This window comes from Opitutaceae bacterium, assembly GCA_041395105.1.
In the GTDB taxonomy this organism is placed as follows: Bacteria; Verrucomicrobiota; Verrucomicrobiia; order Opitutales; family Opitutaceae; genus B12-G4.
In genome coordinates this window covers 105,963-117,914 of the sequence record JAWLBB010000008.1, presented here as the reverse complement: position 1 = coordinate 117,914, position 11,952 = coordinate 105,963, and the positions used below count along the sequence as shown (strand labels likewise).

General features: G+C 60.7%; 11 protein-coding genes. 6 read left to right on the top strand and 5 right to left on the bottom strand.

All coding sequences use genetic code 11. The features are described from left to right. Positions 1-196 precede the first annotated feature (196 nt). The gene (locus R3F07_18360; protein MEZ5278351.1) at positions 197-1,267 is read left to right on the top strand and encodes a sigma-70 family RNA polymerase sigma factor; all 1,071 of its coding nucleotides are present in this window, start codon (positions 197-199) and stop codon (positions 1,265-1,267) included. Between the two features lie 151 nt (positions 1,268-1,418). Here R3F07_18360 and rpsA read toward each other — a convergent pair whose 3' ends face one another. From rpsA to hisG, 4 genes are all read right to left on the bottom strand, one after another. Then, positions 1,419-3,077 (bottom strand): 30S ribosomal protein S1, encoded by a 1,659-nt coding sequence (rpsA, locus tag R3F07_18355; protein MEZ5278350.1) that lies wholly within the window; start codon positions 3,075-3,077, stop codon positions 1,419-1,421. Positions 3,078-3,328: 251 nt separating this feature from the next. Further along, positions 3,329-4,393, bottom strand: a complete 1,065-nt coding sequence (locus R3F07_18350) for an agmatine deiminase family protein (protein MEZ5278349.1) — start codon at positions 4,391-4,393, stop codon at positions 3,329-3,331. Beyond that, positions 4,393-5,253 (bottom strand): carbon-nitrogen hydrolase, encoded by an 861-nt coding sequence (locus R3F07_18345; GenBank protein MEZ5278348.1) that lies wholly within the window; start codon positions 5,251-5,253, stop codon positions 4,393-4,395. The genes R3F07_18350 and R3F07_18345 overlap by 1 nt, the downstream gene beginning before the upstream one ends. 1 nt (position 5,254) lies before the next feature. Next, positions 5,255-6,139 (bottom strand): ATP phosphoribosyltransferase, encoded by an 885-nt coding sequence (hisG, locus tag R3F07_18340; GenBank protein MEZ5278347.1) that lies wholly within the window; start codon positions 6,137-6,139, stop codon positions 5,255-5,257. Positions 6,140-6,345: 206 nt separating this feature from the next. Between hisG and R3F07_18335 the strand changes: the two genes are divergently transcribed. Next, complete coding sequence (locus R3F07_18335) at positions 6,346-7,122, top strand: response regulator transcription factor (GenBank protein MEZ5278346.1); 777 nt, start codon at positions 6,346-6,348, stop codon at positions 7,120-7,122. Positions 7,123-7,287: 165 nt separating this feature from the next. Here R3F07_18335 and R3F07_18330 read toward each other — a convergent pair whose 3' ends face one another. Beyond that, positions 7,288-8,706 carry an ATP-dependent Clp protease proteolytic subunit gene (locus tag R3F07_18330; protein ID MEZ5278345.1) on the bottom strand — a complete coding sequence of 473 codons (1,419 nt, stop codon included), beginning with the start codon at positions 8,704-8,706 and terminating at the stop codon, positions 7,288-7,290. 185 nt (positions 8,707-8,891) lie between these two features. On the opposite strand from R3F07_18330, the gene R3F07_18325 reads away from it, so the two are divergent. From R3F07_18325 to R3F07_18310, 4 genes are read left to right on the top strand one after another with little or no spacing between them, the layout of a single operon-like run. Continuing rightward, complete coding sequence (locus R3F07_18325; GenBank protein MEZ5278344.1) at positions 8,892-9,860, top strand: zinc ABC transporter substrate-binding protein; 969 nt, start codon at positions 8,892-8,894, stop codon at positions 9,858-9,860. Continuing rightward, positions 9,857-10,330 (top strand): hypothetical protein, encoded by a 474-nt coding sequence (locus R3F07_18320; protein MEZ5278343.1) that lies wholly within the window; start codon positions 9,857-9,859, stop codon positions 10,328-10,330. Before R3F07_18325 ends, R3F07_18320 begins: the two co-directional genes overlap by 4 nt. Next, positions 10,327-11,061 carry a metal ABC transporter ATP-binding protein gene (locus R3F07_18315; GenBank protein MEZ5278342.1) on the top strand — a complete coding sequence of 245 codons (735 nt, stop codon included), beginning with the start codon at positions 10,327-10,329 and terminating at the stop codon, positions 11,059-11,061. The genes R3F07_18320 and R3F07_18315 overlap by 4 nt, the downstream gene beginning before the upstream one ends. After that, positions 11,058-11,948: a metal ABC transporter permease gene (locus R3F07_18310; protein MEZ5278341.1), complete on the top strand. Its 891-nt coding sequence runs from the start codon at positions 11,058-11,060 to the stop codon at positions 11,946-11,948. The genes R3F07_18315 and R3F07_18310 overlap by 4 nt, the downstream gene beginning before the upstream one ends. The last annotated feature ends 4 nt before the right edge of the window (positions 11,949-11,952 follow it).

Here is an 11,952-nt window from a genome sequence, read left to right as displayed (position 1 = left end):
GCCGACGTGATCGACCGGTTTTCCGGTGTTTTTCTGCATCCCTTGAGGGATGTGGAACGAATTATGGTGGTAGAAGAAGAGGGCACTTGGGGAATTTTCAAGACCCCCGCACCTCTGATCAGCAGACAATTCGCCAGGATTCGTTATCCCGAACGGAACAAATTACGCGGCAACTTTACCAAGAATAACGGAGGATATGATGGATACCAAAGCACCACGAACACGGCGCGGCACCCTTTCCTTTCCGAAGGAAACCACTCACCACGAACTTGAAACCACCACCGTTCCCCGGGAGGCGGCGCCTCCATCCCTGATTGAACCGGCCCGCTCCCGCGAGGCACTCGACAGTTCCGAACGGTCCAGCCTGAAGCTTTATCTCCAGGAGATCGGAAGAACCCCCTTGCTGCGCCCGGAGCAGGAAGTGGAGCTGGCTGGGCTCATCCAGAGCGGGAATAAGGAGGCGCGTGATCTCATGATCAAGTCCAACCTCCGCCTCGTGGTCAAAATCGCCCACGACTACAAGGACTTCGGCCTGCCGCTGCTCGACCTGATCAGCGAAGGCAATATCGGCCTGATCAAGGCGGTGGAGCGCTTTGACCCGAACAAGGGCGGCAAACTCAGCACCTACGCCGCCTGGTGGATCAAGCAGTCGATCAAGCGGGCCCTCGCCAATCAGAGCAAGACGATCCGCCTGCCCGTCCACCTGGTCGACAAGATCTCCAAGATGCGCAAGACGGCCATGGCTCTGACCGAGGAATTCGGCCGCGAGCCAACCGACGAGGAAATCGCCGACGAGATGCACATGCCGGTCAACAAGGTGGCCCACCTCAAGTCGGTCAGCGTGCGCCCCACCTCACTGAATGCACCCGTCGGAGAAGACGGAGACAGCACGGAATTCGGCGAAATCGTCGGCGACGAGAACGCATCGACCCCCTTTGAGCAACTTCGCGACAAGTCGCTCCAGACCGACGTCAACCAGATGATCCGCGACCTCGATGAACGTGAAGCCAAGATCATTCGGCTGCGCTTCGGTCTCGGCGGTGATACGCCGCTGACCCTCGAAGAGGTGGGCGAGATCTTCGGCATCACCCGGGAACGTGTCCGCCAGCTTCAGAACATGGCCCTCTCCAAGATGAGGCGGGTCATGTACAACAAGGAACGCCAGCGCACTGTCGAGGAAATCGCGGTCGAACAACGGGAAAAAGAGCGGATGGAAGTGATCCGCGAATTTTTCGAGACCAGGCACCGCGAAAAGATCGCCGGGTGAGCCCAAGTTTCTCCCGAGCCCCCCTCGCCCGGATCGCGCGGGTTCAACACAGTTCCACAAATGAAAAAGGCCCGGACTCCTTCAGGAGTCCGGGCCTTTTCCCTAAAACGAACACTTCGACCCGGCGACCGGCCCGGATCGAAGCGGAAACTTACTTGGTCGCCTCGTCGAGGATGTCGCCGAGATTCATCAGGTCGCCACTGTCCTTCATCGAGTCGTAAGAGGCCGCCTCGGCCTGCAACTCCTCGGCGCTGTAGTTGGCTGCCTTGATGCTCAGGCCAATCCGCCGTTCGTCGCGATCGATCTTGATCACGCGGGCGGTGACCGCCTGGCCGGCCTTGAGCACATCCTTGATCTTCTCAACCCGATCCTCGGTAATCTGGCTGATGTGGACAAGACCATCGATATGGTCCTTCAGCTCGATGAAGGCACCAAAAGAGGTGATCTTCGAAACGGTGCCCTCAACCACATCACCCACCTTGAAGCGACTCTCTATGTTCTGCCACGGATCCTCGGCCAGCTGCTTCATGCCTAGCGAAATCCGCTGCTGCTGGACGTCCACGTCCAGGACCATCGCGTCGATCTCGTCGCCCTTCTTGACCACCTCACTCGGGTGATTGACCTTGCGGGTCCAGGACATGTCGGAGACGTGCACCATGCCGTCGATCCCCTCTTCGAGTTCGACGAAGGCACCGTAGGTGGTGATATTGCGGACCTTCCCGCGGACGTGCGCGCCCACCGGATAATTGTGGCGAACCATGTCCCAGGGGTTGGGATCGAGCTGACGCAGGCCGAGAGAGATCTTCTGCTCTTCCTTCTGGATGCCGAGGACAACCGCATCGACCTCGTCGCCCACCTTGAGAATATCGCTCGGCTTGGCGATCCGTTTGGTCCAGGACATCTCGGTCACGTGGACCAGACCTTCGACGCCCTGTTCCAGCTCCACGAAGGCGCCGTAGGGAACGAGGTTGACCACCCGGCCGCGAATCTTGGAACCGACCGGGAACTTGCTGTCGATCTTGTCCCAGGGATTGTTCTTGGTCTGCTTCAGACCGAGCGACACCCGTTCCTTCTCGCGATTGACCTCGATGATCATGACATCGACTTCCTCACCCTGCTTGAGCAATTCGCTCGGGTGGGAAATCCGACCCCAGCTCATGTCGGTGATGTGGAGGAGGCCGTCCATACCGTCCAGATCGATGAAGGCGCCGAAATCGGTGATATTCTTGACCACACCGCGACGGATCTGGCCCGGGGCAATCTTGTCGAGAAGCTCCTTGCGCTTGTTTGCGCGGGTTTCCTCAATCAGCTCACGACGCGAAAGAACGATATTCTTCCGGTCGAGGATGATCTTGAGGACCTTGAAATCGTAGGTCTGACCAATGTACTGATCGAGATTCTTGGGCGGCTGCACATCGATGTGCGAAGCCGGCAGGAAGGCATCCACACCGATGCCGACGATAAGGCCTCCCTTGACCTTGGAGCGGACCCGACCGGAAACAATCGAACCCTCCTCGCACTTGGTCAGGATGTTTTCCCAGTTCTTCTTCTGCTCGGCCTTGTCGAACGAAAGGATCGGATTGCCGTCCCGGTTCTCCAGCCGTTCGAGAAAAATATCGATCTGCGAGCCGACCTGGAGTTCACCAAGATCAGGGAACTCGACAGCCGGAATGACACCTTCGGACTTTCCACCGATATCGACGACAACTTCGTTCTGTCGGATTTCGGTGATCGTGCCCGGAACAATCGAACCCTCCCTGAGGGTCTCAAAGGTGCTCTGGGCGAGCAGGTCTTGCATTACTGAACTCATGACTGAAACCTTCCGTCTGCCGGATCCGCTCCGTCTGCCGGTGACCTGAAAGGCGATGCCAGCGACTGACGCTGACCGTGATTAAGGGTTGAACTACAGAGTGACCGGCCTGGAGCAGGCGGCTGCCGGTCATATTTTTCGCCGCAAACCGTGAAATCTCTCAAACCCCGCCTCCCCCTGCAAGGGAAAAGCGAAGCCAATCAGGGATTTCGGATCCCTGCCGCCGGATCTCAAGTCGCAAATCTCAATCCCTACCCACCCCCAACCCGGCCCTCCGGCTCCTGTTGCGAAATGCAATGGAGGGTGCCCAGGCCCCAGACCAGGTCCAGGCAGTCGACCGGGATGACCTTACGGCCCGGAAAACAACCCGCCAGAACAGCGGCCGCCTCGGTGTCCCGGTCAGCCTGTCGGAAGGTCGGCATCAGGACCGCGTCGTTGATGATCAGGAAATTCGCATAGCTGGCCGGCATCTGCTGGTCCTCATGGAAACACGGTTCCGGCATCGGAAGAGTGCGGATTTCGAAGGGTTGCCCGGAACCGTCCCTGAGTCCATGGAGACGCTCGAAGTTATCCTGCAGGATCGGGTGATTGGCATCTGCCGTATTGGGCTCAAGACAGGTGACGATACCGGTTGGTGAGAAGAAACGCGACAGGTCATCCACATGACCGTCCGTGTCGTCTCCGATGATGCCGTCCGCCAACCAATGGATCCGCTCAACCCCAAGCCCCTCCCGCAGGGCCGTTTCGATCTCTCCACGCGAACGCGTCGGATTGCGGTTCGGGTTGAGCAGGCAGGCCTCCGTGGTCAGGAGGTCCCCCACCCCGTTCACGTCCAGCGAGCCGCCCTCGAGGATCAGGTCAAAGGCGAAACGGCGGTAACCGCGAACCGCGGCAATCCGCTCCGGTATCCGGTTGTCGAGATCAAAGGGTGGGTACTTGCCTCCCCACGCATTGTAACGCCAGTCGGTCGCCGCGACCTCCCCGGTCTCCGGGTGACGGACAAAGATCGGCCCGTGATCCCGACACCAGGTGTCATTGGTCGGATGATCGTAAAGATGGATGCGAGCCACCTCCGCGCCCGCATCACGGAGCAGAGTGAGGGCGCCGGCCTGCAGTGCGGCCGCACAATTGATGCCCACCTCCTCATGGCGGCTGATGACGGCCGCGATCTCGGCAAACTTGGCCGGAATCGGGCCGAACTTCCCCGGCCATGTATCCAGTTTATGCGGCCAGGACAACCAGACCGCACGCTGCCGCGACCACTCCGCCGGCATCCGGAACCCGAGGGCGGAAGGGGTCGGTCCGGACGCATCCATCAGTCGATGTAGCGCTTCTGCAGATCGCCGTAGGTATCGATCCTCCGGTCACGCAGGAAGGGCCAGTTGCAACGGACGTCGTCGATGCTCTCCAGGTCAACATCGACAACCGCGACTTCCTCCCGGTCATGAGGGGATTTGTGCAGGAGTTGTCCGTGGGGATCGGCGACAAATGAGCCGCCGAAGAACTCGATCGACTCCTCCAACCCGATGCGGTTGACCGCGACCACGTAACAGCCGTTGGCCACGGCATGGCCCCGCTGGACGGTTTCCCAGGCGGTGTGGTGAGCGGCGCCGTGAGTCTCTTTTTCGTGTAGATGCCAGCCGATCGCGGTCGGATAGAAGAGAATCTGCGCCCCGGAAAGCGCGGTCAGCCGGGCCGCCTCGGGATACCATTGGTCCCAGCAGATGAGCACGCCGATCGTCCCGTAGCGGGTCTTCCAGGAGCGGTAACCGAGGTCTCCGGGCGTGAAATAGAATTTCTCGTAGTAGAGGGGATCGTCCGGGATATGCATCTTCCGGTACTTGCCCAGGTACCTCCCGTCCGCATCGATGACCGCCGCAGTATTGTGATACAATCCCGATGCCCTCTTCTCAAAGAGTGACACCACCAGGACCACGGCCCGCTCCCGTGCCACCTCGACCATCCGGTCGGTCGTCGGCCCCGGCACCGGCTCGGCCAGGGCAAAGAGACCCACATCCTCACGCTTGCAGAAATACGGGGTCAGGAAGAGTTCCTGCAGGCAGATGATCTGCGCCCCCGCATCCGCCGCCCGGTGCACCAGCGCAATTGTCTTTTCAAGATTTGCCGCCGCATCCTCCGAAGCGGAGGTCTGGATCAATCCGACTCTGACCGTCATGTCAGTAGACCACCTTGTTCAGCGGGTATTCAATAATCCCTTCGGCCCCCAATTCCTTCAGCCGGGGAATGATTTCGCGCACCACGCTTTCATCGATGACCGTCTCCAGCGCCACCCAGTCCGGGCTGGTCAGGGGAGAAACCGTCGGATTGCGCAGGGCCGGGAGCGATTTGAGGAGTTCCTCCAGTCCGGCCTTGGGCGTGTTCAGCTTGAGCCCGACCTTGCTTTCGGCCTCCAGGGCCGCTTTCAGCAGCAGCGCGATCGTCTCGATCTTGCGGCGCTTTTCCGGATTCGCCCAGCTGACTCGATTGGCGATGAACTTCGTGTTGGTCAACATGAGGGTATCGACGATCCGCAGCTTGTTCGCCCGCAGCGAACTGCCCGTCTCCGTGATATCCACGATGGCATCGACCAGGTCCGGGACCTTCACCTCCGTCGCACCCCAGGAAAACTCCACCTCGGCCTTTACCCCCTTCGATTCCAGGAACCGGCGGGTCGTGCCAACCAGTTCGGTGGCGACCCGCCTGCCCTCCAGGTCCTCCACCCGGCGGATCGGCGACTCTTCCGGGACCGCGATCACCCAGCGAGACCTGGCATTGGAGGCCCGGCTGTAGATCAGATCGCAGACCTCAACCACATCGGATTCGTTCTCGAGGATCCAATCCTGCCCGGTCAGACCGCAATCAAAATACCCATGGTCGACGTAACGGCTGATTTCCTGGGCCCGGACAAGCCGCCCGTCGAGCTCAGGATCGTCGAAAACCGGTCGATAAGAACGGGAGCTGACCGAGATGCGAAATCCCGCTTTCGCGAAGAGCGCCCGGGTTGCCTCTTCGAGACTTCCCTTGGGCAATCCGATCATGAGGAGTGGCTTGCTGTCTGACACAAAAGAAACCAGAACCGCCCCGATCCAACACTCAAGCCAATTTAGGAGAACCCCGACCAAATCCAACTCGGCACTGCCCGAACATCACCCATTCCAAGCCTCAGCCCGATTGCGTTCGTCACATTCCCGCAAATGCCGATAAAATCCCTTAATCCGGCTCTTGTCTTGACGATTTCAAAGAATATTAACGATCCACTCAAACGAACATGGTAGCCCGTCCCAAACCGCTCATCCTAATCGTCGAAGACGACGAGGCCCTTGCCTCAGCGATCCAGGAGCATCTCGAACACGCCGGGATGCTGACCCAGGTCTACCACCGGACTGCTCACGCCAAGCGCTTCCTGGAGAACAACTTCGCCAACCTGATGCTGCTCGACGTGACCCTTCCCGACCAGGACGGGTTCACCTTCCTTGAGGAACTCCGACGCAAGGAGACGGCCGTGCCGACCATCTTTCTCACCGGGAACGACTCTGAAGTCTCCAAGGTCAAAGGCCTGGAAATCGGTGCTGACGATTACGTGACCAAACCGTTCAGCGCCGCCGAATTGGTGGCGCGGATCCACGCCGTGCTTCGACGGGCCGAATCAGCCGGCGACCATAACGTGACCAAGAACGTCCGGGTTACGGATGAACCTTTCGGTTTTGCCGGCGGGACTGTTGATCCCGGCACCATGTCGATCAACTTTGAAAACGGCGAATCCGAAAAGATCGGCCGGAAGGAACTGGGTATCCTTGCCTACCTCAATGCCAATCCGCGGTCCATCATCACCCGGAAAAACCTGATCCATTCGGTCTGGGGCCTGCACGCCGACGTCAGGAGCCGCTCGCTCGATCAGTACATCGTGAAGATCAGGGACATCTTCAACCGCAACGATCGCCCGCTCGATTGCCTGCGCACCATCCACGGAATCGGCTACGAGTTCGATCCCGATGATGCCGCCGCACCTGACGCCTCGTCAGTCGCCGCAAGCTCCAAAGCCTGAACCCGTAGGACCCGAAGGGAATCCGTGGTAGGGACGGGCCGCCGGGCCGTCCCTCGCATGCAGGTTGCGTTTGCAGGAGAGGCTTTACGCCTCGATCAACTGTCGTCTCGAGGCATAAAGCCTCTCCTACCGACTCTCGAAGTAATGGATTGAGCCGCCACCCCCTCAGGGCAGCCGGTAGTACTTGTCCGGATTGTAGAGGTAATAGTGGTCGAACGGGACCAGCCGGGGAAGCATCGCATAGGGCTTGCCCTTGTCATCGATGCGTTCTTCCAGGCGGACCGTGACGGGAACGGACGAGCCAAACCGGTCGGGATTCTTCACATAGGAGGTCTCCCGGACATTGGTGGCAATCTCGTCGATCCATCCGAGTTTGACCGCCTCATCGGCAAACTCGCTCCAGTTGCCGTCCGAGTTCTTCTGATACATCCTCTCGATGAATTCATCGAGGGTGATACCCATCTTGGCCGCGATCGGTTCGGCCAGCCTTGTCCACCATTTCTGGGCCTGCTCGAGCGCCTCGCGCTGCTGGGTCAGGTTGCCCCAGACGATGGTCGCGGCCTGGTGATGAAGCATGATGGCGTTGGGATAGGCAAACGACCGCTCGGCCAGCGTCGCGATGGCTGCCGCCATGCTCGCCGCATACGATTTCACCACCACGTAAACGGGCGCCTCGCTTCCCTGCATTGATCGCAGGATCTTGAACCCCGCCATGGCCGAGCCGCCCGGCGAATAATCGATCACGATGAAGATCGGAAACTCGTCATTCTGGTTGTTGAAGAAGGCAATCCGCTCCGCCACGTAATCGGCCGTCTCCTGGAAGATCGGGCCATTCAGGGCAATCCGTCGATCGCTCACCACCAACTGGCCGTCAAGAAACGGATCGATCCGATAGTCCCTTTCCGCAACCACCTGGTCTTCAAGTATCTCAGTCTTCTCCCGTTTGATCAATTCCGCCTGCAGTCGGGCGACTTCGTTCTCCAGCCCGGTCTTCTCGTTCTTGAATTCGGCTTCCTTCAGGCGGTAGTCGATCATCCGTGCCTCGATCGATTGTCCCGCCAGCGAATTGGCCAGCTTCAGGCGCTCCTCCTCCGCCCGCATATCCGCCAGTTCTGTCTCAAGCGCCTTCTTGCGCATCGCCCCTTCCAGCGAGAGCTGTTTGTTCACCTGCTCCACCTCCAGGCTCAGTCGATCCAGGGCCGCCTTGGCCTCGGCCATTTCCAGAGCCAGCTTCTCCCGAGCCAGTCCGTTCTCAAGAGCGATCCGCTCCCGCTCCGCTTTCAATTCGTTGAGCTGCTGCTTCTGCTCCTCCGCCGCAATCTGATTGAGGATGGAAAGCCGGTCGCGCTTTTCCCGCAACGCCTTCATCTCGCGGTCCTCGGATTCGGATTGATCGTCGGCGACGGCACTCGCCCCGGAGTCACCCGACTCCATCACCACCTGGACGGTGACGCCCTCAAGGTCGTCGGCATCCGTCTCCACCACCATGGGCTCAAGACTGCCGGTCTCCTGCGCAGACACGGGCAACCCATTGACGAGAATTGCCGAAAGCGCGATGATTGGGGATATTTGAGTGAACCGCATGATTCAAGAAGGTGATCGCATTTTTCCGTTTCGCAACAAGAACTGATGCCCTCTCCCGGACAGCCGTTCGCCCGCCTGGTTCCCGAACCGCACGGAGATGGACCTGTCACCACCGCCGGTTCGGCCGTATCCAGGCCGACTGATGGGTTGACGAATGCCGCATTTGTCCGATTCATCCAGAACCCGTGACCTCCATCCTGTCCGTCCATTCCGCGGCCCGTCTTGCCATCGTCCTGCTTCTGAGCGGCAGCTTCCTTGCCGCCGCCGGACAGAAGACGTCGGAATCCCCCAATCCGAGAGTGGTCACGACCAATCCCATCCTGCACGATATGGTGCTCCATGTCGGCGGTGATCGGGTGGAGGCCATCTGCCTGCTGCCCCCCGGCCTCGACATCCATTCCTTCGATCCGACGCCGGCCACTATCCGCGACCTGACCGATGCGGATCTTCTCGTCATCAATGGTTTCGGCTTGGAGACCACGCTCGATCCGATTCTCGAGAATGCCGACTTCAAGGGACGATTGGTCGAGGCCGCGGTGCGTTCCCGGCTCATCTCAATCGACCCGACCGATCACGATCCGCTCGATGACCATGACCATCACCACGGTCCCGTCGATCCCCACGCCTGGCAGGACCTCAGGAATGCCGTCACCTACGCCGAGGTCATCCGTGATGCGCTCATCGACATCAATCCCCTCGAACGCGACACCTACCTGCGGCTGACGGAACTCTACACCCGCGAACTACTTGCCCTCGACAGTTGGACCCGCCGCCAGTTGCTCAATCTGCCGGCCGGATCCCGCTCCATCCTCGTTTCCCACCAGGGCCTCGAATACTTCGGACGGGCCTACGGCCTGAAAATCGTCTCCGTGGTCGGCTTGTCCCCCTACCAGGACCCGGACGCCCGCCAGATCAGTGCCATCATCGACGACCTGAGGGCTCGCCGAATTCAGGGAATCTTTGTCGAGTACGGTTCCAACCAGGGCGTCATCCGGCAAATCGCCCGGGAAAGCGGCATTCCGGTCGGCGAAACCCTCTACACCGGCACACTCGGATCCCCGGGCGAGCTCTCGGCGACCTTCACCGGTATGTTCGCCCTCAACGTGATCCGCATCCTGCGCATCCTCGATCCGGAGGCAGCGACACTGCCATGACGACGCCCCGACGGGCACTCGGCTTCACCGGACGAATCGCGGTCGTCGCCCTCTACGGAATCGTCGCTTTCCTGGTGGCGGGTCGCTTCGCGGAGAACACAACCCGCCCGACTCCAGCCGACCCGAAGGTCGGCGAACCGTCAGGGATGGAAACCTCGCATCTGAACATCGACGTGATCGCGAGCCGGCCGGTTACCGCCTGGGGCATGCGCCTCGAAGGGGTCCCTCTTGCACCTCGCGCGACTTCGGACCTGTCCTGGTCCGGTGATTACGCCGGACCTCTCACCGGGGATTCCCGCCTCGTTCTCGACATCGAGCCGACACCGGCCGTCGACCCCATCCCTATTGCCGTCCGCCTGCGGATCCGGGGGGAAAACGCGCAGATTGACCGCACCTTCTGGTCGGACTCCGATCTGGTGGAAGCGATATCCCTCGAGCAGTTCTGCGCACCGGAAGGAAACAACCCGTGAACCCCTACATCCTTCGGTTCCATGACGTATCCGTCCACTTTGGACGGCGACCCGCCCTCGAGGCGGTCGACGCCCAATTCCTCTGCAACTCCCTGACCGCGGTGGTCGGTCCCAACGGCGCCGGCAAGACCACCCTTCTTCGATCAATCCTCGGCTGGCATCCGCTCAGCTCCGGCGAAATCCGGATCGGCGACTCTCACGCCCATCACGCCCTCCCCCGCCTGGCTTATCTGCCCCAGCGGGCGGAAATCGACTGGGATTTTCCCATCACCGTCGGCTCCGTGGTCAAGCAGGGACGCTACCCGCACCTCGGTCCCTTTCGCGGATTCGGTCCCGACGATCACGAGGCTGTCCGCTCAGCCATCCAGGAGATGGGACTCGAAAACATCATCGACCGCCAGATCCGGAAGCTCTCGGGCGGACAGCAACAACGGGTCTTTCTCGCCCGCGCGCTCGCCCAGGGGGCAGACATCTTCCTCCTCGACGAACCGTTCAGCAATCTGGACATGCGGGCGACCGCCGATCTCCTCACGCTCTTCCGGAAATGGAAAAGCCAGGGCCGCACCCTGCTGGCCGTCGTCCATGACCTGGAACTCGCCCGACGTTACTTCGACCAGGCAATCCTTCTCCGGACCCGCGTCATCGCGACCGGCGACCCCGACACCGTTCTGAGCGCCGAAAATATCCGTACCGCCTACGGCAATGACGCTCCCGTTCCACCCACGCCATGAGTCTCGAAACCATATTTCTTGACCCGTTCCGATTCGAGTTCATGCAGCGGGGATTGGCCTCGGCTCTCTTTCTGAGCGTGAGCGGCGGCCTTCTCGGATCCCTTCTCGTCCTCCGCCGCCTCGCCCTGATGGGCGATGCCCTCGCCCATTCCCTCCTGCCGGGCATCGGCCTCTCTTATCTCTTTTTCGGCCCCAGTCCGATCGGACTTTTCGCCGGCGCCCTCGCCGCCGGCCTTCTGACGACTCTCGGCAGCGCCCTCATCAGCCGCCTGACCCGGGTCAAGGAGGAAGCCGCCTTCGCCGCCATCTTCATCGTCCTCTTCGGACTGGGCGTCGCCCTGCTCACCGCAATCGGGCCACAGGTCAAACTCCTGCCCATGCTTTTTGGGAATATCCTCGGAGTGACCCAGGCGGATCTCTACCTGGCCGCGGGCGCCTCAACCCTCGCCGTCGCCGTCGTGGTCCTTTTTCAACGCAGCCTCATTCTGGAGACATTCGACCCGATCTTTTTCCGCGCCACCGGAGGACACGGCGGATTCATACACCTCTCGATCCTCGCTCTCACCTCAATCAACCTCCTGGCCGCCCTTCAGGCCATGGGCATCGTTCTTGCCCTCGGACTCTTCATCCTCCCCGCCGTCACCGCTTACCTCTGGACCGACCGCCTGACGGTCCTATTCGGCCTGGCAATCGCCGCTGCCATGGTCAGTTCGGTCGCCGGTCTCCTCACCAGCTACCACTTTGGACTCGCCAGCGGAGCCTGCATCGTCATGGCACTCGGCTTCCTCTTTCTGGCCTCCGCCCTCGCCAGTCCACGCTACGGCATGATCGGCCGTCTTGTCCGCTCCCGCCTCGAGGGACGCGGTGTTCTGCGCTCGCCGAACTGACCGG